The sequence below is a fragment of the Nitrospirota bacterium genome, from assembly GCA_015233895.1.
GTDB lineage: Bacteria > Nitrospirota > Thermodesulfovibrionia > Thermodesulfovibrionales > Magnetobacteriaceae > Magnetomonas.
This window is the reverse complement of record JADFXG010000035.1, coordinates 1-23571: the sequence shown is the minus strand read 5'-3', so window position 1 is coordinate 23571 and position 23571 is coordinate 1. Positions and strand designations below refer to the sequence as shown.

Sequence of the window (23571 nt, the reverse complement as noted above, 5' to 3'; positions counted from 1 at the left end):
TTCAAATTACTCTTTAAAAGGCAAATAAACGGTAAACACTGAACCGGCCCCAGGATAGCTCTCCACGTTTATCATCCCGCCGTGTTCGGTAACAATCCGCCTTGTGATGGGAAGTCCAAGCCCTGTGCCCCGCCCCATTTCCTTTGTCGAAAAAAACGGCTCAAATATCATGCTGATTTTGTCTGCCGGAATACCTGTCCCTGAGTCCTCAATCTGAATCATGGCACATTTAACATTGTCCTTGACTGTGGCTTTTGTTATTATTCTGACAGAGCCGCCCTCACTGGGCATGGCATCAATTGCATTTGTGACAAGGTTATCAAAAACCTGCCGGATCTGAGTTCTGTCCACCTTAATGAGCGGCAAATTACCGGCTGTAAAAAAAACCTTAACACATTTTTCCACCATTGTTTCACTGTAATTTCTGATTGTTTCGGCAATTATTTCGTTTAAGTTCTGAGAGCTCATGTTGTGGCTTTCAGCCCTGGAATAAGAAAGAATGTTTTTCAGGATAATCTCAAGACGCGTGGACTCAGCACTGATTACATCGGCATACTCTTTTTCTTTTGTACCGTCTAACACCATTTTATGAAGCCTTCTGGCAAATCCTCCGATAGCGGTAAGCGGATTCCTGATTTCATGGGCAACACTGGCCGAAAGTCTTCCAAGAGCCGAAAGTTTCTCAGAGTGAATCAGCTGTTTTTGCAGCTTATGCTTTTCAAGTTCATTTTTATCTCTTTCCATCATGCCGGCTATCGAGTCTGCCACTGCAAGGAGAAACGCTACCTCCATGTGGGTTGTCGTGTGCCCTGCATTTACGTACAGATTAATCACGCCAAGCAGTTGTGAGCCTTTTTGAATAGGGACGCAGTAGTGGCCATGATTTGTCATTCCATCGTACCCAATGTCGTGTCTGTCGTCTAAGTGGTTAACAAAGATTGTTTCTCTGGTAAGAGCACACCTGCCGCACAGACACATTCCAACAGGAACGGTTTTACAGGTTTGACGCAAAAAGTCTGACAGTCCCCTGACACTGATCATATTTAAAGAAGATGTGGCATCATCGTAGGAAAATATAGAACCCTTTGACAGCAGGGAAAGCCACGGAATGGAAAGAACTAAGTCAAGCGTTTTATCAAGTTGCTCAGTTAAAGAGACGGGTTCAAGCGCTATTTTTAAAACGTTGTTGATAGCTCTTTGCGTGTAATAGTTTTTCCGGATTTCCTCTTCCATGCGTTTGCGCTCATTTATCTCGGCAAGAAGTGTGTCGTTTAGCTCTTTAAGTTGATGGGTGCGTTCATCAATGCGTTTTTCAAGGTCATTTTTTGCCAGTTCAAGAGCTTCCCTTGCATCTTTAAACTCCGTTATATCTCGTGATATACCTATTGTGCCAATTATGTTTCCCTCACTATCATACCACGGAACCTTGTTGGCCAGAACGTGGACAGTGTTGCCGCTTTTACGCGTCAGCGTTTCAACGTTCCCAACCATCGGCTTGCCGGTTTTTATTATCTCCTCCTCAAGTTGTCTCACGCGCGATGCCTGAGCAGGGCTTAAGTAGTCAAAGTCCGTCTTTCCAATCATTGCTTCAGGAGTAGTTGAGGAATTGTACGCCTTAGCCTTGTTTACCATGACAAACCTGCCCTCATGGTCTTTAAAATATATGGAGTCGGGAACGTTATCCATTAGAATTCTGAGAAGCTCATGCTCTTTAAGAGCGATTTTCTCCTCCATAGAGGCTGCCGAGGACTTACCCTGAGGGTTTTCGTCCGAAGATACATTTAAAACTTTCTCTGTCACACTTGTATATTAGTAAATAACAGCACAAATTTGCAATCAATAAATTCAATGTTGTCGAGATATATTTTTTCGTTGAAACACAGAGATATTGAATCAAGAGAAGTCAATATGGTATATTTCCATGCAAATATGCTGGTTTAAATACAACGGGGATTAGGACTTATAATTAACGGGGGAGGCAAATGAATATGAAACCACTAAGATACATATCGTTAATGCTTATATTTATATTTTTTGTGGCTGGTGTATCAAATGCAGAGAATAGGGCGGCGGTTATAAAAAAGAAATCGGGTGATTCAACGCCGGGGAGCACAGCAGAAGACGGGACAGGGAGTATGGTGTTTACACGGCAGAATTGGCTAAGAACATAAAAAATCCGGATTAAAATAGAGGATGTATTTAAGAAAACAAGAGAAGGAGTGATGGGTAATACAAACAATAGACAAACTCCGTGGGAATCATCATCTTTAGTAGGAGACTTTTTACTTTTCTGGTGAAGGATTGGTATCTGCAAAAAATCAAACACCGCAAGTATCTGAACCAACAGGTAACAGCAAGGTTGACGAGGCGGAACAACAGTTATCCTCTGAGAGACAAAGAGTTCAAGAGGAAAAAAATCAGTTGGAAGAAGAACGTAGGAAATTGGAGCAAGAGAAAAAGCGGAAAGAAGCGGAAGAACAATCACAAGCGTTGGAACAGGAGAAAAGTCGGCTAAAGGCAGAAAGAGAGAAATTAGAAGCGGAAAGATTGGCGATGGCAAGCCGCCCAAAGCAAGAGAGTGTAACAACAGGTGGTGCTTCGTATACCGATACTGTAACGGGTATGGAGTTTGTGAAGTTACCGAATGGTGTATATATGGGGAAATATGTAGTAACAAATGCACAGTACAGGAAGTTTAAACCAAGTCATGACAGTAAAGACTATAAGGGTAATTCTTGAATGGAGATAATCAACCGGTAGTGATGGTATCAGCAGATGATGCAGATGAATTTGTGAGATGGTTGTCGGGTAAAACAGGTAAGAATTATAGTTTACCAACAGAAGGAGAGTTTGAGAGTGTCTGTAAGGCAGGAACAGGGAAAGATACTTATTGGGACAGAGAAGAGGATGCCTGTCGTTATGCTAATGTTTATGATAAAACTGCTAAAAGAGTATTTAATTTCGATTGGGCATTATTTAATTGTGATGAATGGATATGCGGTAACATCCCCAGTGGGTAGTTTTAAGGCGAACAATTATGGGTTGTATGATATGTTGGGAAATGTGTGGCAATGGACGAGTAGTGTAAGTGGCGGCTACCGTGTTGATCGTGGTGGTAGTGGGGCCGCCGCCCCCAGAATGTGCGATGTTCCAACCGGAACAACAACACCCCCGACAACAGAAACAACAACATAGGGTTCCGCCTCAAGCACAGATTGATGGAGGACTATAGCGTTTAAGGATGCGTTGGCAGTCATTAACTATCTGTACAAACACTTGTCCTGCACGGCATTGTTGCCGTCAAAAAGCAAAAGGGGTGGGTGGGGTAGTAGGTGCAAAAGCCGAAATTCCCATAACATAGTAAAAGAGATAGGGTTCTATATATGTTTGTAGAGATTCGTTCCATATAGTTGTGCACACAGAAACTCATAAAACGTTCAATAGGTTATACGCTGGAGTTTAAATAAATTTTTGACTTAGACAGTACCTATAGAGTATCATGTACTCCAAAAATTGGCTGAAATACTTGGAAAACTGGATGAGAATAAACTAGCGGATTATTCCTTGCTTTCTTCTAACATCTCCAACACCTCCGACTCTGCCTTACTGTACAGGCCTGTGTACTTAGGCGAAATATGAATTAATTCAATATGCTTTGCTCCGGCAGCTTTAGCAATGTGACCGGCATGGGCTGTAGTCAGGTGGTTCCTTTTAAATGCCCGCTCGTGGTCTTCTTTCAAAAAAAAGGCCTCGATGTAGAGGATGTCCGAGTTGCGGGCAAGCTCGATGGCTCTGCTTATGTTTTCATCAGTTGGGGCAATGTCTGTGATGTATGAAATCTTCTGGCCCTCCGTTATCATAACAAGACTGTTAAGATCATCTTTGGTGTATGTTTTACCGCTGTGGGTTACCCTATAGTCGTTGCTACCGTTTCTGATTGCTTTTTTGAATCCAGTCAGCCACGGACCTGTTTCAAATCCACGTCTTAAGAGTTCATCCTTATTTATGTTTATATGGTTTTCCTCACTCATCGAATAACCGGCAACCGGTATCCCGTGGTCAAAAATCTCTGCATTAACCGTAATTCCATCCTCATTATAAATAGTCCTTTTAAAGGGTAAGTCAGGCCGTTGAATTTTCTCAAATCCGGATTCGGCATAAAAACTGGCGTGAGACATTGAATTTCCTGTAATTTCAAATACTTCTATTTTAATTGGATATTCTTTAATCAGATTCCATGTAAAGCCCTTTAGCTTACTCTCCACTGCGTAAATTATTCCCTCCGGGCCGTAGATGGTAAGCGGCATATCACGTCCAAGCACAAGCCGCAGGATTAGGTCAAAGCCAATAAAGTGGTCAATGTGCATATGAGTGACAAAAATTGTGGCTATTTTTAATATCTCCGCTGGCTGAAGTGCAGATATGTCACCGCAATCAAAGAGAAAAGTGTGCCTTTGGCACCTCAGCCTGACATATACCGAGGGGTCCTCAAAAGGATTATTTATCTGTTTACAAAAAAATGTTGTTTTCATGTTAAACTTTTCTTTATTTATGATACAATACCCTGACTATTTTATAGTAATGGAAAGGGATGGTTTTTTAAAAGATTTTAATATAGACAGATAAAAGGCTGTTTTGATATAAAGCAGGCTAAGAATAAAAAATATTCAAAGCAAACATATTAAATAAACAGGAGGCTTAAATGTCAGAGTTAAGAAAAGACCCTATAATAGGGCGTTGGGTTATAATATCAACGGAAAGGGGCAAGAGACCCTCTGATTTCATGTCCCCCTCATCGAGGCGGAAAAAACTATCCGGATTTTGTCCTTTCTGTCCGGGACATGAGTACACAACCCCAAATGAGATTCTCGCCTTCAGAGGCTCACAAAAGACTGGTCCCTCTGATTGGACACTGCGAGTAGTACCCAACAAGTTCCCGGCACTGCAGATAGAAGGAGAGCTGGAAAGGGCAGGTGAGCACATTTTTGGGCGGATGAACGGTATCGGAGCCCATGAGGTAATCGTAGAGACCCCCAGCCACGAGCTCTCTCTGGCTACAATGCCCTCAAAGTCTGCAGAGGACGTTTTGTGGGCTTTTTACTCCCGCCTGACAGACTTAAAGAAAGACCACAGGTTTCAGTACATTTTAATTTATAAAAACGAGGGAGAATCTGCTGGTTCAACTCTTGAACATACGCACAGCCAACTAATCGCTCTCCCTATTGTGCCCAAAAGAGTGCAGGAGGAGCTGGACTCTTCAAAGAAGTATTTTGATTTTATGGAAAAGTGCATATACTGCGATCTTATAGAGCAGGAAAAACATATGAACAAACGTGTTGTGTGTGAAAATGATTTATATATAACGCTTTCAGCCTATGCGCCGCGCGTGCCTTTTGAAATGTGGATAATGCCAAAAAACCACGAATCCTCTTTCAGACCCAAAGAAAACTCCTTTGCAGCTCTTGCTGAAATAATGCAGACAACACTTAAGATGCTTGATAAAATTTTGGATGTCCCGCCGTATAATTTCGTAATTCACACATCTCCGCTAAATGCCGAGGAAAACCACTACTACCACTGGCATATAGAAATATTCCCTAAACTTACGAAAATGGCAGGGTTTGAGTGGGGCTCCGGATTCTATATTAATCCCACATCTCCTGAGGATGCCGTAAGATTCTTAAAGGGCGGACAGTAGAGGGAACTAAAGAGGAACGCCTGCGGGAATAAAAATTGCTCACTGAGACGGCACAAAGGCAATTGTCAGGGTTTAACGACCCTGAACTGTTACTTCACTACAAACCTTTTATAAAGGCTGAGAGACTCCTTTGTCTTTTTGATTTTGCAAGACAAACAGGTTCCGTCTCTGACCTCGATAAGCTCCTTGATACTATCTGCAAAACAGTCACATCCCTTGCCAATGTTAACGGCTGTGCCATCCGGTTAAAGGGACGCACCGGTTACACGATAAAGGCATCCTATGGTCTTGCGCAGGGCGTTTTAAGTATATTGGCACAGAAGGTCGGCGAGGAGGTGTTCTCACAGGTTCTAAAAAAAAATCAGGCGCTTCTTATAGATGATACCAGTGCACTGCCAAATGAGCTGCGAGTGCTGCAGTTGATGATTCGCTCTATGGCCGTTGTACCTCTTAAGACAGGCAGCTCACTGATTGGCACCCTTGAAGTATATGATAAGGCAAAGCTTCCCGGCATAGCCGTGTCATTAATTACTAAAGACGACCTTTTGACGTTAGAGGGTTTTGCAATTCTGGCCGCCCTTAGCATCGAGCGTGCTTTGGCACACAGAAAGGAACTTCAATGGCAACGGGCTAAAACCGTCTCTCAAAACAGGATGGAAATTCTCTTTAACAGTGTAAATGCTGCCATTGCCACAGTTGACAGAAAACTGACCATAACCACTGCTAATAAGGCTATAGAGAAATGGACATCATTCAGAGTCATGGAAATCCCAGGCAGGAAATGTCATGAAGTCTTTCCATACGAGGATGGCGTCTGCCCGCAGTGTGTGGCAGAGGCAACTTTTAACTCAGGACAGATTAGCACGGTTAATTATGTTAAAAATGACAGATATGCTGAAATCAGCGCTTATCCGATACGAGAAGAAGATGACCGGATAGACGAGTGCATCGTCATGATAAGGGATATAACCGACAGGATAGCCAGCCAAACTGAGATAACCGAGTTATACATAAAAGTCTCTGATACCAAGGAACGTCTTGAGAGCCTCATCGAAAACTCTGCCGATGCCATAATAACAGCCAATTTAGACTGTATGATAACGTCATGGAACAAGAGTGCGGAAAGTATTTTTGGCTTTACCGAGCAGGAGGCATTAGATACCTTCATACCGTTTCTGCCGGAGTCGGCTCTGATTAGCGGCAAAGCACATCTCGATGCAATCAGACAGGGAGAGATTCTAAAAGATGTGGAAACACGTGGAACCCGTAAGGACGGTTCACGTGTTGACATAAGTTTGACAATATCTCCGATAAAGGACGCATCGGGAGTTGTTACCGGAATGAGCATGATAGCGCGTGATATATCTTTACGGAAATCTATTGAGGAAAAGCTTGTTAATAGTAACAGGAAGTTTTCCAGACTGTTTTTCATAAGTTCCGCTATGCGAGGCACCCTTGAGCTTGACAAGCTGCTCAGGATGATTCTTACGGCAGTGACTGTAAGCGACGGGTTAGGATTTAACAGGGCAATAATTTTTCTCTGCGATGAAGCAAGCCATATGCTCAGAGGAAAGATGGGAGTGGGTCCGACAAATCACGAGGAGGCCGCACGGATATGGCAGGATTTGTCTTTTGAGGAAAAATCCCTGCATAGTATTCTGCAAGAAATAGAGAATGGCCATCTCAGTAAAGACTCTTTTATGGATAAACTCTCAATGAGGCTTCAGATACCTCTGGACTCCTCATGCTATCTGTCTATGGCCGTAGCTAAAAAAACACATTACAACGTAAAAGATGCGGCAGCAGACCCCTTGTCTAACCCCATACTGACTCAATATCTCGGCACTGAGGCTTATCTGGTTGTACCCATAATAGCGCGTAACAATGCTATAGGGGTACTGTGGGTTGACAATTTATTCAACCTGAGGCCCATAACAGAGGATGATGCCGAGTATCTGTTGAGTTTTGCCGATCAGGCTGCAACAGCCATAGAAAGCGCCAGACTTTTTGAGCAGGTGAAACTGGCCGAGACCGAGCTGGAAAACATCTTTGAATCCATAAACGATCTGGTTTACATAACTGATATGGATTTGAACATTATAAAGGTTAATAAGTCTGTGTGTGATCTTACTGGGCTTACGCCTGCACAAATAATAGGAAAAAAGTGTCACGAGGTATTTCATAACAGTACAGAGCCATGGCCTCACTGTTCGCATAAACAGGCACTTGAAAAGGGGAAATCGCGGATAATAGAAGTAGAGGGGTTTTATTACCGGACAAAGGATACGTACAGTGTTTCAAGCTCTCCGATATATGACCACCACGGTGAGTTTCAAGGAACGATTCATATAGTAAGTAATGTGACGGAGATAAAATCCCTTCGTGAGCAGTTGGCAAGCATAGAGAAAGTGGCTGCCCTCGGTGAGATGTCAGCTCGTGTAGCGCATGAGATAAGGAATCCGCTTTCCTCTATAGGCGGATTTGCAAGAAGACTTGAGACAAAACTCGATGAGCCTCTAAAGGATTATGCGCACATAATAGTAAACGAGGTGGGACGCCTTGAGGCACTTCTCAGACAAACTCTGAGTTTTGTCAGAGAAAACAAAATTGCCAATGAGAAGGTGGATATTAACGCCCTTTTGCATTCCGTACTTTCTAAAACAGAGTGGCCTGTAAATAGAAAAATCACCGTGGAGGAACGATATTTTCAAAAAAATCTTGAAATAATCGGAAACCCTGGCAGCCTGAAAGAGGCCGTTTTCAACATAATAGACAATGCCAAACAGGCAGTAGCAGGCGGGGGACGCATTAGTGTTTGCACAAAACGGGAACAAAACATGGCTTGTATAGAAATAGAGGACACAGGGGCTGGGATTACCAGTGAGGAGTTAAAACACCTGTTTGACCCATTTTATACGACAAAGACAACGGGGGCTGGTTTGGGGCTGACTATAGCGCAAAAGATTATTGAGGAACATAAAGGAACCATAGAAGTTAATAGTTTAGTAGGTGTAGGAACGATATTTAAAATTAATCTATTATTAAAGGAGGGAAACAATGAGTAAACCGAAGGTGCTGATAGTTGATGACGACCAACATCTTAGAATGCTGTATCAGGCAGAGCTTGAGGATGAACAGTACGAGGTTTTCATAGCAAGCTCAGGCAAAGAAGCTCTGGAGTTTTTTGAGAAGGAAACCCCTGACATTGTAACTTTGGATATTCTGATGCCAGGCATGGACGGCATAGAGGTGCTTAGACGGATGAAGGAAAAGAAACCAAATCTCCCAGTGATAATGTCAACGGCGTATGATTACAGGGATGATTTCTCCGTGTGGGCCTCGGATGCGTATGTTGTAAAATCAGCAGACTTAACAGAGCTAAAGAGCACGATAAAGACCCTTTTAGCCAGGAAATGAAACTCCTGGAGCTTGAGCCGGCAGCCCCTGTTTATGGAGGAATGTGCCTGTCAAAAAAAGACGGCGTCATCTTCGTAAAAGGGACACTGCCCGGCGAGAGGGTCATAGCGGAGCTTACTGAAAGTAAACGTGACTACTCGATAGCGCAAGCAGTAGAGATACTTAACGCTTCATCAGACAGGGTCACTCCCCGTTGCAAGGATTATAACCTCTGTGGGGGCTGCCACTATCAGCACATTTCTTATGAAAGGCAGCTTTCCATCAAAGAGGAAATCCTTTTGGACTGCCTCGTTAGAATTGGTAAAATGAATGAGGGCGGAATACCGCTTAAAGAGACAGTTTTTCTAAACCAATGGAATTACAGAAACAAGGCGCAGTTTAAGATTTCAGGGGGCAGTGAGCCTGAAATCGGTTTCTATCGGGAAAACTCAAGGCATGTGATTCCCATCAGTGAATGCCATTTGTTAAACCCTGTGATTAATAAATTCCTTGGAAAATTGACAGGCGCTCGTTTTTTAAGGGGTTTAAGGGAAGTTCAAATTCTTTCCGGCTCTAACACGATAGCTTATGTGAAAGGGGAGGGTGTGGATGAGTCGCAGTTGGATTTTTTCCTTGATATTGGTTTTGACGCAGTTGTTTCCGATGAGGGGATATCGGCGGAGAAGACGTTTTGTGTGTTTGAAAGTGACACCCCTGCATTTACATATACTGTATCGCCAATGGGGTTTATTCAGTCCAACTGGGCTATGAACTCTTTGTTGATAGAGAAGATGTTGGAGCTTCTTGAGCCGCTTGAGGGAAAAAATATTCTGGATGTTTACGGTGGCGGCGGGAATTTTGCCATTCCGCTGTCATTTTCAGCTCATAATGTTACAGTTATTGAGGAAAACCGGCACAGTGTTGAGGACGGTCTGCGTAACATTAAACTAAACAACGTTAAGAATGTGGCCTTTAAAACGAAACCATTTGAAAAACACCGCTCACTGCAAAAATATGATATCGTAATAATAGACCCTCCTCGTTCCGGGTTAACAAACAAAGCGATGGAAACACTGAAAGCGCTTTCACCCGTAAAGATTGCCTATGTCTCATGCAATCCCTCAACGTTTGCCCGTGACGCTGCAAAACTCATGGATATGTATGAGCTTCTATCAGTCAGATTATTTGACATGTTTCCAAACACATACCATGCTGAAACTCTTTCAGTATTTGAACTGAAAAATGAGCCAAAACTCCCTAAGTAAGTAACTTTTATATCAGGCATCTGTCAAAAAGGTAAGGAATAATCCTCAAATGGACGCAGGTGAGGAAAAACTATGTGCAAAAATCTGCACAGTATGCAAAAAAATTCTCAATCTGTAAGTCATCTGTAAGTCATCTGTAAGTCCCCATATGCTACACTCCTCTATTACGTTTTTACTTGGTAGTAAATGGAGGGTATTGTAAAAATGGTGCAGGGCGTAAAAGGGTAGGGAAAATGTATTGACTTTACTTAAGGGCTTGTTTTAAGGTGGTTGAGTAAGTAAGGGCGTCTTTATAAAGGTGGTGGAGGGCTGATTATGATTAGGGTAACATGGAATCAATAGTACAGTTTTTCAGACACAACATGGACCACGTGTTTCTTGTCTATGGATTTGCTTTTATGTCTATGGGTGTTGCCATATCTGTACTGCATAGAACTGATGGGCAATTCAAGCTTTCAAAAGTCATTTGGTTATTATCCTCATTTGCCGTGCTTCATGGCATAAATGAGTGGATTGATATGTTAATATTAACACATCCGCCTGATAGAATTCTAAATATAGCGAGCTTTATTTTTTTAGTATCGTCATTTTGTTTCTTACTTGAGTTTAGCAGAAGAACATTGAGAATGTGTGAGGATGAGTCTGTTAAAAGATTTTCTCAATATTTGAAATGGTGGTTAGTGCCCGGAGTTTTAACCACTATCTTTATTATTTCTTATAACTCAGAAGCTATGCTCAATACAGGGCATATATTATCGAGATATTTTTTAGCGATACCTGGGTCTTTCTTAACAGCTATTGCCTTTAGATTGTACTCTAAAGAGACAGATATCGTAAAAAAGTCTAAGGCTGATAAATACTTTTTACTTACCACGACAGCTTTTGTAACGTATGGGCTTTTAGCAGGTTTGGTTGTTCCAAAAGGCGATTTTTTTCCTTCAAATATACTAAATACCGATAATTTCTTATTTTTCTCCTCAATTCCTGTTCAAGTATTCAGAACTATTGTTGCTTTGATTATTGCTTTTTCTATGATTGGTGTAATAAAGCTGTTTAATTATGAATCAAACAGGACATTGCAAGAAACAATAGAGCATTTGCGCCAGAAAGAAAAGGAAATACACCTAAAGATGGAACAGATGTGTTTTCTTGAGAGCCAATTGCGTAAAAGCGAGATAACCTACAGACTTCTTCTTAATAATATCCCACAGAAGGTGTTTTATAAAGACAGAGATTCCGTTTATATCGCTGTTAATCCGGCTTTTGCTGCTGATTTTGACCTCACACCATCAGATATGATTGGTAAGACGGCTGCTGACTTCTTTCCAGAACATTTAACAGAAAGATTCCGTAGCAACGATACACTTGTCATGGAATCAGGTGTTACACAGGAGCTTGATGAAGTTTATGTGGTAAAAGGCAATGAGGGGATAGTCCATACGATACTTTCCCCGGTTCGTGATGACAATGGTGATATTATTGGTTTACTTGGCATACTTTGGGACATCACAGACAGAAAAAAAACGGAGGACAGCCTCCGGCAGGCAAAAATTGACGCAGACTGTGCTAATAGTGCCAAAAGCGAATTCCTTGCCAACATGAGCCATGAAATACGGACGCCTATGAACGCAATTATCGGGCTTGGCCGTTTAATGCTACAAACAGAGCTCTCGACAACGCAGAGAGACTACCTGAATAAGATTAACTTATCGTCAACATCGCTGCTTACAATCATCAATGACATCCTTGACTTTTCAAAGATAGAGGCCGGCAAATTAGAGCTTGAGATCGTTGATTTCGATCTCACCAGCGTTTTAAATAACATAGCTGCAATGTGTATCATGAGAGCGGAGGAAAAGGGAGTGGAGATAATGTTCTCTATTGATAATGACGTGCCATACTTACTTACCGGCGACCCTTTGAGAATAACCCAGGTGATTACTAATTTCCTCAGTAATGCGATTAAGTTTACCGATGAGGGAGGAGAGATTATTCTTGCCGTAAAAGTTGTTGCTATAGATAAAGAAGAGGTCACCCTTAGTATTTCTGTCAAAGATACAGGGATTGGTATGATGCCGGATGTTATACCATGCCTGTTTACACCTTTTACACAGGCAGACAGCTCAACTACAAGGAAGTATGGAGGAACAGGTCTTGGGTTAAGTATATGCAAAAAACTGACAGATTTAATGCAAGGCAACATCCGGGTACAAAGCGAGTACGGCAAGGGATCTGAGTTTACCTTTACAGTCAGATTAGGCTGCCAGCAGCCGCATGATACGGTAAATTATTATCTGCTGCCCGACAACCTTACCGGTATGAGGGTCATGGTGGTTGATGATAACGCAAGCGCCAGAGAAATCCTAAAAAGCATCTTAGAGGGTTTTAACTTAAAGGTAACAACCTTTGATTGTGGCATGAAGGCAGTAGAGGAACTGAGGCGAATTTCAGAAATGCCACTGGATGAACAATACAGGATGTTGTTTATTGATCTGAAGATGCCCGGAATGGATGGCTTTGAGACAACAAAATGTATTCAGGAGCTTAAACTGCCTCATCTGCCGGTTATAACGATTGTAACGGCTTATGGCAATGTGGAAATTAGGCAAAAAGCCGAAGAAATGGGTATAATGTCGTTGCTTACCAAGCCGGTTCAGGCCTCAACTCTGTTTAACACGATAATTAATGCCTTTGCTAAGTATTCCGGGTTTCAGGCAATACGGCGTGAAAATGTCGAATATGAAAGCCGGAGGCTGTCGGGGATAAGAGGGGCGCGGTTGTTGCTTGTAGAGGACAATCATATAAATCAACAGGTTGCCTTTGAGATTCTTACCAATGCGGGCTTTATTGTTGACATAGCTAATAATGGGTTAGAGGCGCTTACGGCTGTAGAATCGCAAAAATATAATGCCGTTTTAATGGATATACAAATGCCCCACATGGATGGCATTGAAGCGACAAAGAAAATCAGAGAGAAGATATCCAGTGAAGAGCTGCCAATAATTGCGATGACTGCCCACGTAATGAAATCAGAGCAGGACAAATGTTATGCAGCGGGGATGAATGACCATGTCTCTAAACCAATAGATATCAAAGAGATTTGTGATGCACTGATTAAATGGGTACGGCCAGTCAAACCAGATGTTTACGATGCCCGGCGTACAGAACCACATCGGAGTGAAAAACACTATTTTCCCGATAACCTCCCTGGCATCGATATTGCGTCAGGGCTCAAGATGCTTGGCGGAAATAAAAGACTTTTTAAAAAAATCATTGTTGACTTCAGGAGCCTTAATATCAATATAGTTAATGACATACAAACAGCGCTTCAGAGGGGAGATTACCGGTTGGCAGGGGATTTAATACATGGCCTTAAGGGCGTGGCAGGAAATATATCGGCAAAACGGTTATTTGGAGTTGTTAAAGAGCTTGAATCTATGCTGATAGAAGAGGATATGGGGGGGATTGCTGAATGCTTAAAACGGATGGATGGCGAACTGCAAACTGTGTTTGAGTCGGCAAAAACGCTGGAGACTTTGACACAGGAAGGTGAACCGGTAAAAGCGGACGCATCTGTTTATGATATACGTGACTTCTCTGCAATTATAAAACAACTGGGCACTCTGCTGAGACAGAACTCCCTTCAGGCAAAGAAATACTTCACTGATAACAAATCCTGCCTCATGTCAGTATCAGACGGTATAAAAACAGAGGAACTTACCGGCCATATTGATAAACTGGACTTTGAAGGCGCTTTGCTAATCATGAAAGATATAGCTCAATCACTTAAAGTTACACTGGAGGAATAGTGTCTGAAAATATTGAAAAACAAAAAATACTGATAGTTGATGACGCTATTTCAAACATTGAGATAATCAATGAGGTATTACAAGACACTTATACACTATACTTTGCCACTCATGCTAAGAAAGCCCTTGAAATAGCATTTACGGTAAAACCAGACCTAATACTTCTTGATGTGGTAATGCCCGATATGGATGGCTACGAGCTGTGCCGCAGGTTAAAGAAAGAGTCTTCACTAAAAGATGTGCCTGTGATGTTTGTAACGTCTATGAACCATGAAACAGATGAAACCATCGGGTTGGAGCTTGGTGCTGTAGACTATATAACAAAACCAATTAATCCAAACATAGTTAAACTGCGCGTTAAGAATCACTTAGCGTTAAAGAGACAGATGTTGATAGAACAGCAACTGATACTAAAGGTAAAACTGGCAGAGGAGGCAAACAGGGCAAAAACCGCATTTTTAGCCAACATGAGCCACGAACTTCGCACACCTATGAACGGCATAATAGGGTTTACTGAACTTGTTTTGGATACCAAACTGGACACCGAACAGAGAGAATATCTCATGATGGTTAAAGAGTCATCACACAATTTGCTCAGTCTGATAAACAGCATCCTTGATTTTTCCAGCATAGAAGCCGGAAAAATGGTGGCAGAGGAGGTGGATTTTGATGTACTCTCTATGATAAATGTCACACTTGAGCCGTTTATAGCTCAGGCGCAGAGCAGGGGGATAAAACTTAGTACCGAAATTTCTCCAAATGTGCCTGCAACGTTAAAGGGGGATGTCAGAAAGCTAAAATATGTGCTTACTAATCTTATAAGCAATGCTCTGAAGTTTACCGAAAGAGGCAGTATAGATTTAAAAGCAACCGTAGCTCCGGAAACAGTAAATGGCAAAGACTTGCCTGCACTGTCTGATAAAGAGACTCGTTTATTGTTTTCGGTGTCTGATACCGGAATAGGAATCTCAAAGGAAAATTTTGATATGATTTTTGATAGCTTCACTCAATGTGATCATTTTATGACAAAGAGATATGGAGGTACGGGACTGGGCCTTGCAATAGCAAAAAAGATTCTCTGTATGACAGGTGGTGATATTTGGGTAGAGAGCGATTCAGGCAAAGGCAGCACATTTTACTTTATAGCCAATTTTTTACTTCAGCAAACACCGGAGCCGGTTCCGATATGCCAAAGTATGATGGAATTTCGAGCGCATCTTAATATTTTAATAGCAGAAGACAATATTGTTAACCAAACACTTCTCATCAGACTTCTGCAAAGGCGCGGATATACGCCGGTAGCAGTTGTAAACGGGCGAGAGGCTCTCGATATGTTAGCTCAGAGACCATTTGACCTTGTCCTTATGGATATACAGATGCCGGTTATGGACGGGTTAGAGGCAACAAGGCACATAAGAAATACAAAAGATGCTAAGATAAATGCAGGGATACCGATAATAGCCGTAACTGCACACGCAAGTGAGGAAGATGTGGAGCTTTGTCTGGCAACAGGCATGGATGACTATATTTCAAAACCGTTTGCGGCAGAGGAGTTATGTAAACTAATTGAAAAACATACAGCCTCCGGGAGCAAAAGTGTCTGAAGATATTGAAAAACAAAAGATACTGATAGTAGATGACGCTGTCTCGAACATTGAAATAATCAATGATGCGTTGCATGACAGTTACACAACGTACTTTGCCACTAACGCTAAGAAAGCCCTCGAGATAGCCTTGGCAATAAAGCCTGACCTTATACTTCTTGACGTGGTAATGCCCGATATGAATGGCTATGAGCTGTATAGCCTTTTAAAGAAAGAGCCTACACTAAACGATGTGTCAGTGATATTTGTAACGGCTATGAGTGACGGAGCGGATGAAACTATCGGATTGGAGCTTGGCGCTGCAGATTACATCACTAAACCAATAAATCAAAACATAGTTAAACTGCGCACTAAGAATCACTTAGCGCTAAAGAGACAGATGCAGTTGGAAAAGCGATTAATACAACAGAATATGGTTGAACTAAATCTCCTCAAGATGAAGCGTTTGTTTTATGGTACTGTAGAGGCTCTCTCAACCATGGCGGAGACAAGAGACCCATACACTGCCGGACACCAAAGGAGGGTGGCAGAGCTTACGTGTGAAATTGCTATGGCTATGATGTTTAGCAACAATGAGGCAGAGGGTTTTTATGTAGCTGCGATACTTCACGATATAGGTAAGGTTAACGTTCCTGCGGAGATACTTTCAAAACCGGGGAAAATCACTGAAATTGAATTCAACCTCTTAAAGACCCACAGCGAGGTCGGATACAATATCCTCAAAAACATCGAATCTGAGTGGATGATAGCCGACATTGTGTATCAGCACCACGAGAAATTGGACGGTTCAGGCTATCCGAGGGGACTTAGGGGAGACGATATTTTGTCAGGTGCCCGGATAATAGCCGTTGCCGACGTTGTAGAGGCCATATCGTCGCATCGGCCGTACAGAGCCGCTCTTGGCATTGACGCTGCTATGTCGGAAATAACATCATACAGAGGAATTTATTATGATGAGGATGTGGTGGATGTATGCGTAGAACTGTTTCAAAAGGGGTTTAGTTTCTCAAAAAAATAGAGTAATTTTTATTTTTTTACCGTGAATTTCAAATACTCTTTTGTTGTTGACATTTCATAATCAATTTGTGTATGATACAGCCGGTTACAATAGTACTCTGCCTGTTGACAGGCATGAGGAGCGGCTTTAATAAACGTTTTTAAAGTAAGGAGGCTTGTCACTCATGAAGAGAATAGTGGTCATTGGTGGTGGAAGCGGTGGGGTTATGTTTTCAAACCGCATGAGGAAGGAATACAGTCCTGACGACGTGGAAATCGTGGTAATTGAACGGAGTGAAAAGCATTTTTATCAGCCGGCATTTACTCTTGTCGTTTTTGGTCTGGATGATCCTAAAAATTTAATAAGACCCGTGAAAGATTTGTTTTTTGAAGGTATCACGCTGATTCACGATGAGGCTGTAAAGATTGACGGAGCAAACAACAAGGTAATAACCGGTAAAAGCGGTGAGCTTTACTACGACTATCTTGTAATAGCAACCGGAGCAAAACTGCTTTTTGATGAGACCGAGGGGTTACAAGAGAGCATGGAGGCAGACAAAAATGTGTTTACCTTCTATAACCTTAATGGTGCTATTAAGCTTAGGGACAAACTTAAGGATATGGACGGCGGCACGATAGTTTCATCCGTGTGTGAGATGCCGATAAAGTGTCCGGCGGCTCCTATGAAGTTCATCATGATGGCAGAGGATACAATGAGGCTGAAAGGGCTTAGGAACAAGTTTAAATTTATCTTTACAACACCTATGCCGGCTGTTTTTAGCAGAGAGCCGTATGCTTCAAAGCTCAATGCAATATTTGCATCAAGAGGTATTGAGACAGTTGCAAACTTCACCCCCTCGGAGGTTGACCACGAAAAGGGAGTGTTGAAGGATTTTGGCGGAAAAGAGGTTAAATTTGACCTCCTATCCATAACCCCTCCTCACGGCGGTGAGTTTGTTATTGAGAACTCAGAAAACGTTGGAGATGCAGCAGGGTGGGTAAGCTGTGATAAACATCTAATGGTAAGCAAAAAGTTCGCTAATATTTATGGCATTGGAGATGCTGCCGATTATCCGACATCTAAGACCGCCTCCGGTATCAGAAAGCAGGCGAAGGTGCTCGTTGAACGTCTAAAAGCAAACATGAAGGGTGAAGTATCCGACTATAAGTATGACGGTGAGATTATATGCCCGATGCTCACAAAACACAAGAGAGTTATGTTTGCTCATTTCAACTACGACGAGTCTATTTCACCTGCCTTAGAGAGCTACTCCAACTGGATACTAAAGGTACATATGCTCAGGCCTCTTTACTGGAACCTCATGCTTAACGGCTTAATATAAGGGGTGGACGCTATGGCTAAGAAAAACACAGATGTAAGTTCAGGCGGTATAGAAGTAGTAGCCGCACAAGTTAATGACATTTATAACAGACTTAGAATTATAGAGGGACTTGTCACTGATATGGTGCCTGCTATGGAGAAAATTACAAGGGAAATCGGCGAGACTATAAATGATCTCAGATACCGTTATGAAAGAGATGAGACCTTAGAGCTGATTAAAAAAATAGGCGACAATATCCCTACTTTCATTCAGATGCTTGATGCTATGAAGGCATTTAAAGGGTTTTTTGATGATATAATGCCTGCCGTAGGCACCATCATTAAAGAGGTAACACCGGCGATTAATTCATTAAGATTGTTATTTGAAAGGGATGAAACTCTTGAGTTACTCATTAAAACAGGTGAGAACGTGCCGGTATTCAACAAACTTCTGGACTTTTTAAACAGTTTTGAAAAAAGCGGTGACCTGGATTTTACTCTCAAGACTGCCTTTGCCAAAGAAACAGAGTTTATGATAAAGGGTATGGAGAAGTGCGCTGTTCGTACCATGCAGCAGCTTATGGAAAAACCCCTTAAGCCAGGAATGTTGAGCCTCTTTACTGCTATAAAGGACCCTGAGGTTCAAAAGGGATTTGTACTTATGACAACATTCGCAAAAAATATGCCACAGTGTATGCTTGAAACCATTGAGGCAAGCGGAGAAGTGTTTAAACCTAAGACGCGATAGATTAGCTAAGTTATAACATTAAGAAGGGAAAGGCATCCGCCTTTCCCTTTGTTTTTTTGATACCAAAAAAGAATCTTATCCGCAGATTGCGCAGATTTTCGCAGATTATTTTTCTTTCATCTGCGTTTATCTGTGTCATCTGCGGATTATTCTGTATCTTACTTTCTTGATTTCTACATTCTCTCTTTAACAAACTGAAACCTGGAATCTGTAAGGTTATCTGATTTAAGAATTTTAATCTTATGGTCGGGGTTAGATGCTGCGTGCAGAAGGAGCTTAAACAGGGTTTCAACATCCTCTGGTGAGCCTATAGCTGCAGCTGTCTCATCGGCTGTGTGAGCGCTGCCGGAGTTAGCCCTGAGGTGTGAGAAGGCTGCCCGCTGAAGTTTTGCTACAACACCGGCGGCTTTTTTCCCGGCCTCGACACCGGGTTGATGGTAAGCGTTTATGTTGATAAGTGTTGCGTAGTAACCGACAGCCCTTTCATAGAGAGCAATAAGAACTCCCATTGAAAATGCGTCCAGTTTTTCTATTGTAATAGTGACAGATTCACGAGCGTTACCGGAAAGAGCGGTGCGTGTACCCTGATAGAAGGCATTTAGATAATCACCGGTTGTGAAGTCATCCTCTACTTTCATTGAGGCGCCCTCTCTGTCTCTTAAAACCTCTATAAATGTGACAAAGAAATTATTAACGCCGTCTCTAAGCTGTTGAATGTAGGCATGCTGATCGGTTGACCCCTTATTACCATATACGGTAATTCCCTGATTTACAACCGTTCCGTTTAAATCCTTCTCCTTACCCAAAGACTCCATAATCAACTGCTGAAGGTACTTTGCAAACAAATGGAGACGGTCTCTGTAGGGCAATATGACCATATCTTTAAGTCCAAGACCGGCTGTGCCGTAGTGCCACATTAAAGATAGCAGCATGGCCGGATTTTTAAGCGGCTCTTTAACTCTGGATGCCTCATCACAGGAGGCAGCGCCTTTAAGCAGCGTATCTATGTCTAATCCCTGTAAGGCGGCAGGGAGCATTCCAACAGCTGAGGTTACAGATGTGCGTCCTCCAACCCAGTCCCACATAGGGAAACGCTCAATCCACTTATCGGCTACGGCAATCTTATCAAGATCGCTGTTTTTGCCGGTTACTGCAACCGCGTGATGGGCAAAATTAAGACCCTTTGCCTCATACGCGGCTTTAGCCTCAAGCATTCCGTTTCGTGTCTCTTTAGTGCCTCCGCTTTTTGAAATCACAACCGAGAGGGTCTCATCGAGACTGTCACCAATTTGTCCCAGTACGTAGTCCATGCCATCAGGGTCGGTGTTGTCAAAAAAGTATGAGGTCATGGGGTCATTAGCGTTGCCCAGTGCAAATGATACCAATTGAGGCCCAAGAGCCGACCCGCCTATGCCGATTACCAGTATGTTTTTAAATTTCTTACCGCTTTCCGGTGAAACGATTACGCCGCTGTGCACTTTTTTAGCAAACTCCTTAACCGCTGAAAGGGTTGAGTCTATCTCGGTTGTCAGCTCTTTAGAGGGTGCATGGGCGGCGTTTCTAAGCCAGTAGTGGCCAACCATACGATTTTCGTCAGGGTTGGCTATAACGCCGGATTCAAGGGCGTCCATGTTTTTAAAAGCATTGCTTATCAAAGGTGACAGTTTAGTTATAAAATCCGCCGGGAAATTCATCTTGCTTACGTCTATGGTAAGCCCCAACTCCTTATTATGGTATAAATATTTTTTGTAACGCTCCCATGAACTCTTACCGCTCATTATATGCCTCCAATGTTTATTTTTTTATCGTTTCATTTAAAATGCTGTCACATATTATACAGAAAACCTGTGAAAACTTAAACGCATGAATTTAAGATAAATTTACAGGGCTGCTTTTCATTAACTCAACGCACATCTGCTCCAAAATTGACACAGTGCTGAATTTGTTGCTATATTAACATATGCAAACAATTGAAAGAGATTTAGACTTAACGGAAATTATTGATGGAGAGGAAATTATGGGGCCTAGTCCATTTGGAGTCCATCAGAGGGTTAGCAGTAATCTTAATTACATTATTCATCACTATGTTAAAATGAGAGACTTAGGACAGGTTTATTATTCGCCTCTTGATATAATCTTTGAAGAGGGGCTTAACAGGCTTCAACCGGATATATTGTTTATTAAGAAAGAGAACATGAGTATCTTCCAGGACTGGATACGGGGTGTGCCGGATATGGTTTGCGAGATAATTTCACCAGGCACTTACGAAAGAGATACTGCCGTTAAGAGGGGTATTTATGAGAAGTATAAAGTCCCAGAGTACTGGTTAGTCCTGCCTGAGTTTAAAACTGTTGAAATATTAACGATAGAAGGCGATAAGTACAAGCTGCATTCCGTTGCTGCATTTGAAGGCGTTGTTATATCTAAAGTCATAGAAGGGCTTCAGGTTAACATCGCTGAAATATTTGAGTAAATTTAGTATGAAAAATATGAAAAAGGCGCTTGCAGCTTTCTTGTTTTTAATATTAGCCGGGTGTGTTACGCAGGATACGCTCAGGCGTGACACCATTTATCAGGCCTCAACTCTTGATGCGCTTCTAAGTGGCAACTATGAAGCATTTATTGAGTTTAGCGAATTAAAAAAACATGGTGATTTCGGTCTTGGCACCTTTGACAACCTTGACGGAGAGATGGCAGCCCTTGACGGTGAGTTTTATCAGATAAAGAGCGATGGCGTTGTTTATCCGGTTACTCCGGACATGAAAACTCCTTTTGCAGATATGATATTTTTTAAAACCGATATTTCATTTGATATTAAAAAAGATGCAACCTGTGAGGAGGTAATTGATGAAATCACTAAGCGTCTTCCCTCAGGGAGCATATTCTATGCTGTAAGGGTGGACGGGTCATTTGAAAAATTACAGCTTAGAAGCGTACCGGCTCAAAAGGAACCCTTTCCGGGTCTTTTAGAAGCTGTTAAAAGTAAAACTGTGTTTAATTATGAAAACGTAAGCGGTACTATGCTGGGTTTTTGGTTTCCGGATTTTATGCAAGGAGCAAGCATAACCGGTTTTCACTTCCATTTTTTATCAGATGACAGAACAAAAGGCGGACATCTGCTGGCATGCAAGTTAAAAGAAGGCAAGGTAAAAATAGACTACGCTACAAACCTTATTTTAAAACTACCGGAGACTGATAAATATATGAGTAAAAAAAATATAAACGACAATTTGACATCAAAAGGTGTTTCTTACCATTAAAACTCTGCTATAATACAATAGCTGGTGGAAAAGGAAAAAAAGAAAATACCATGTCCTGCACGTATGGCAATAGAGGGGCTGGAGAAGGCTTTTGCTCAGTGGGGAATAGAACACACTGAAAAGCAGGCTTGTTGGCAATTCACAAACTGCCCGGCTAATGTTTATTTAAGGTGTCCTGCTTTTACAGGGCACGCAGGAAGGCGATGCTGGCTTATGGCTGGATCTTTTAGCGGTAAAAACCCATATTGTATCCACTCTAAAAAACTAAAAGACTGTACAGAGTGCTCTTTTTACAAAGAAGTAAAGAATACAACGTAACTAATATAATACCGAGTAGCAGTCAGAGTATAACAAGGCGGCACGGAGAAAGCGACGCAGGCGTACTTTTTAGTACGTTGAGGAGCTTTTGACGATGCCAACGAAGTTAGACGATAGAATGCAGCTTGGTATAACCTAAAATGAAGGCACTAAGGTGGTGATTTCTAAATTGGATAAATACACAGTGGCAATAATAGGCGGAGGGGTAGCAGGCCTGTCGTGCGCTCTTACTTTGGCCTCGTCAAAGGACAAAGGTGACTGGACTAAAGATAAGAGATATGTGGTGATTGATAGCGGCAGCTCCGACCTCTTAAAAGCAAAGTTATTCAATGCGCCAGGAGTTGCTTTAGGCGTTAGCGGCCAGAATGTATTAGAGCAAATCAGACAACAGATAAACCATTACGGCTGCGTTGATTTTCTAAGCGGTGAGGTATCAGAGGTAGTCGGCACAAAAGGTGGTTTTAGTATAAAACTAAAAGACGATAGCAATGTTAAAGCTGAAATCATTGTAATTGCAACCGGCTATAAGAGCTTTGAGTTGGATATTGGCGGCCTTAAGGCTGTACCTCATAAGCACACAAGTAAGCCCAGACGCATGATGATAGAAACCGATTCAAACAGCATGGCGGCTGATGGAATATACATCGCAGGAACACTTTCCGGAGTCAGCAGCATGTTTGCTACCGCAGCAGGTTCAGGTGTTCAGACAGCCTGTAATATTCTGTCCACCTTCAGCGGAAAACCTACGATTGTGCATGATAAGTAGTGTGAAGAAAGATAAAGAAGATAAAAAGAGTAAAGAGATAAAAGAGTAAGTAGTAAGGGATGGCGCTGCCCTCCCTTAGACCCACCCGCACGGGGAATGATTCCCCGTGACCCCCGGTTTGGATGTTAGCGATAATCCCACGCCGTCATTGCGAACCCCTGAAAGGGGTGTGGCAATCTCTTCTTTTAATTAGCTATGCTTATGAGAAAAGATTTTTTCAACCGGCGTACCGCCGAGTAAATTAGCAGGGGAATCACCTTTACAGGCTGACATTACCCGAATATTTTAGGATAATAATGGTCAGTCCTATATATATTAACGTTTAACAACGAAATAACCTTCTTGTATATAATCTCAATTTTCCTATATCCACTTACCAAAAGTTGTTGG

20 protein-coding genes are annotated in these 23571 nt (G+C 42.1%); 17 read left to right on the top strand and 3 right to left on the bottom strand.

The genetic code is table 11. The features are described 5' to 3' along the window. Nucleotides 1–6: 6 nt before the first annotated feature. Nucleotides 7–1800, bottom strand: a complete 1794-nt coding sequence (locus tag HQK88_15360) for a PAS domain-containing protein (protein MBF0618179.1) — start codon at nucleotides 1798–1800, stop codon at nucleotides 7–9. Between the two features lie 188 nt (nucleotides 1801–1988). On the opposite strand from HQK88_15360, the gene HQK88_15355 reads away from it, so the two are divergent. The 4 genes from HQK88_15355 to HQK88_15340 all read left to right on the top strand — a co-directional run bounded on the left by HQK88_15355 (nucleotide 1989) and on the right by HQK88_15340 (nucleotide 3195). Next, a complete protein-coding gene (locus tag HQK88_15355) occupies nucleotides 1989–2171 on the top strand; it encodes a hypothetical protein (protein MBF0618178.1) in 183 nt (60 codons plus the stop codon). Between the two features lie 130 nt (nucleotides 2172–2301). After that, the gene (locus HQK88_15350; protein MBF0618177.1) at nucleotides 2302–2739 is read left to right on the top strand and encodes a hypothetical protein; all 438 of its coding nucleotides are present in this window, start codon (nucleotides 2302–2304) and stop codon (nucleotides 2737–2739) included. A gap of 20 nt (nucleotides 2740–2759) precedes the next feature. Next, nucleotides 2760–3020, top strand: a complete 261-nt coding sequence (locus HQK88_15345) for an SUMF1/EgtB/PvdO family nonheme iron enzyme (protein ID MBF0618176.1) — start codon at nucleotides 2760–2762, stop codon at nucleotides 3018–3020. Further along, entirely contained in the window at nucleotides 2908–3195 is a 288-nt protein-coding gene (locus HQK88_15340; protein MBF0618175.1) for an SUMF1/EgtB/PvdO family nonheme iron enzyme, read from the top strand. The genes HQK88_15345 and HQK88_15340 overlap by 113 nt, the downstream gene beginning before the upstream one ends. Before the next feature lie 362 nt (nucleotides 3196–3557). Here HQK88_15340 and HQK88_15335 read toward each other — a convergent pair whose 3' ends face one another. Next, entirely contained in the window at nucleotides 3558–4532 is a 975-nt protein-coding gene (locus HQK88_15335; GenBank protein MBF0618174.1) for a ribonuclease Z, read from the bottom strand. A 170-nt stretch (nucleotides 4533–4702) separates the two neighbouring features. Here HQK88_15335 and galT point away from each other — a divergent pair, with 170 nt between their 5' ends. The 9 genes from galT (at nucleotide 4703) to HQK88_15290 (ending at nucleotide 18837) form a co-directional block, all read left to right on the top strand. Next, complete coding sequence (gene galT, locus HQK88_15330; GenBank protein MBF0618173.1) at nucleotides 4703–5698, top strand: galactose-1-phosphate uridylyltransferase; 996 nt, start codon at nucleotides 4703–4705, stop codon at nucleotides 5696–5698. Between the two features lie 35 nt (nucleotides 5699–5733). Continuing rightward, entirely contained in the window at nucleotides 5734–8763 is a 3030-nt protein-coding gene (locus tag HQK88_15325; protein MBF0618172.1) for a PAS domain S-box protein, read from the top strand. Continuing rightward, nucleotides 8756–9115, top strand: coding sequence for a response regulator (locus HQK88_15320; protein MBF0618171.1), 360 nt, complete (start codon nucleotides 8756–8758; stop codon nucleotides 9113–9115). The genes HQK88_15325 and HQK88_15320 overlap by 8 nt, the downstream gene beginning before the upstream one ends. After that, a complete protein-coding gene (locus tag HQK88_15315; GenBank protein MBF0618170.1) occupies nucleotides 9031–10359 on the top strand; it encodes a class I SAM-dependent RNA methyltransferase in 1329 nt (442 codons plus the stop codon). Before HQK88_15320 ends, HQK88_15315 begins: the two co-directional genes overlap by 85 nt. Nucleotides 10360–10688: 329 nt before the next feature. Further along, the gene (locus HQK88_15310; GenBank protein MBF0618169.1) at nucleotides 10689–14168 is read left to right on the top strand and encodes a response regulator; all 3480 of its coding nucleotides are present in this window, start codon (nucleotides 10689–10691) and stop codon (nucleotides 14166–14168) included. Further along, nucleotides 14168–15772, top strand: a complete 1605-nt coding sequence (locus tag HQK88_15305) for a response regulator (GenBank protein MBF0618168.1) — start codon at nucleotides 14168–14170, stop codon at nucleotides 15770–15772. Before HQK88_15310 ends, HQK88_15305 begins: the two co-directional genes overlap by 1 nt. Continuing rightward, a complete protein-coding gene (locus HQK88_15300; protein ID MBF0618167.1) occupies nucleotides 15735–16790 on the top strand; it encodes a response regulator in 1056 nt (351 codons plus the stop codon). Before HQK88_15305 ends, HQK88_15300 begins: the two co-directional genes overlap by 38 nt. Nucleotides 16791–16953: 163 nt before the next feature. After that, on the top strand, nucleotides 16954–18111 hold the full coding sequence (locus HQK88_15295) for an NAD(P)/FAD-dependent oxidoreductase (protein ID MBF0618166.1): 1158 nt from the start codon (nucleotides 16954–16956) through the stop codon (nucleotides 18109–18111). Between the two features lie 12 nt (nucleotides 18112–18123). Further along, nucleotides 18124–18837, top strand: a complete 714-nt coding sequence (locus HQK88_15290) for a DUF1641 domain-containing protein (GenBank protein ID MBF0618165.1) — start codon at nucleotides 18124–18126, stop codon at nucleotides 18835–18837. A 173-nt stretch (nucleotides 18838–19010) separates the two neighbouring features. Here the strand turns inward: HQK88_15290 and HQK88_15285 are convergent, their stop codons facing one another. Next, nucleotides 19011–20615 (bottom strand): glucose-6-phosphate isomerase, encoded by a 1605-nt coding sequence (locus tag HQK88_15285; protein MBF0618164.1) that lies wholly within the window; start codon nucleotides 20613–20615, stop codon nucleotides 19011–19013. A gap of 182 nt (nucleotides 20616–20797) precedes the next feature. On the opposite strand from HQK88_15285, the gene HQK88_15280 reads away from it, so the two are divergent. The 4 genes from HQK88_15280 to HQK88_15265 all read left to right on the top strand — a co-directional run bounded on the left by HQK88_15280 (nucleotide 20798) and on the right by HQK88_15265 (nucleotide 23181). Further along, on the top strand, nucleotides 20798–21310 hold the full coding sequence (locus tag HQK88_15280; protein MBF0618163.1) for a Uma2 family endonuclease: 513 nt from the start codon (nucleotides 20798–20800) through the stop codon (nucleotides 21308–21310). A gap of 7 nt (nucleotides 21311–21317) precedes the next feature. Further along, complete coding sequence (gene budA / locus HQK88_15275; GenBank protein ID MBF0618162.1) at nucleotides 21318–22097, top strand: acetolactate decarboxylase; 780 nt, start codon at nucleotides 21318–21320, stop codon at nucleotides 22095–22097. 24 nt (nucleotides 22098–22121) lie between these two features. Next, nucleotides 22122–22415 (top strand): hypothetical protein, encoded by a 294-nt coding sequence (locus HQK88_15270; protein ID MBF0618161.1) that lies wholly within the window; start codon nucleotides 22122–22124, stop codon nucleotides 22413–22415. A gap of 154 nt (nucleotides 22416–22569) precedes the next feature. After that, nucleotides 22570–23181 (top strand): NAD(P)/FAD-dependent oxidoreductase, encoded by a 612-nt coding sequence (locus HQK88_15265; GenBank protein ID MBF0618160.1) that lies wholly within the window; start codon nucleotides 22570–22572, stop codon nucleotides 23179–23181. Nucleotides 23182–23571: the final 390 nt, after the last annotated feature.